Origin of the sequence: Bowmanella yangjiangensis (assembly GCF_017255015.1) — a bacterium.
GTDB lineage: Bacteria > Pseudomonadota > Gammaproteobacteria > Enterobacterales > Alteromonadaceae > Bowmanella > Bowmanella yangjiangensis.
In genome coordinates this window covers 1-364 of record NZ_JAFKCS010000733.1, presented here as the reverse complement: position 1 = coordinate 364, position 364 = coordinate 1, and the positions used below count along the sequence as shown (strand labels likewise).

At 67.0% G+C, this 364-nt stretch carries 1 protein-coding gene; it reads right to left on the bottom strand.

Annotation, left to right across the window (positions count from 1 at the left end):
- Positions 1–144: 144 nt before the first annotated feature.
- A partial coding sequence (locus J0A65_RS26465) for a hypothetical protein (RefSeq protein WP_206597156.1) occupies positions 145–364 on the bottom strand: 220 nt, incomplete at its 5' end.

Below are 364 nucleotides of genomic sequence, written 5' to 3'. Positions count from 1 at the left end.
CCCGGTTCGTAGAACAGGTTGGCCAGGGCGAAGTCCAACGGGGCCGGGTCGATCAGCAGCAAGGCCGCCATCAGGGCCAGGGGGATGCCCAGGGCCAAGCGAAAGTCCAGATAACGCGAAGTCATTGAGGTCTCCTCGGCGGCACTAGCGCTGGCTGACATGCTGCGCATCGCCGCTGTCGGCCTGCCAGGCGATCAGGCGCTTCTGGTAGGCATGGCTGGCCCCCTGGTAGTAGGCGATGTCGCGGCGCAGCAAGGGGTCGGTGGTGTCGACACGCGCCTCGTGGCTGAGCCCCAGGGCGTCTTCGTGGCGACGCATGCCCTGCTGCGGGCTGAGAATGGCCAGGTCATGCCCGTCGAACAGC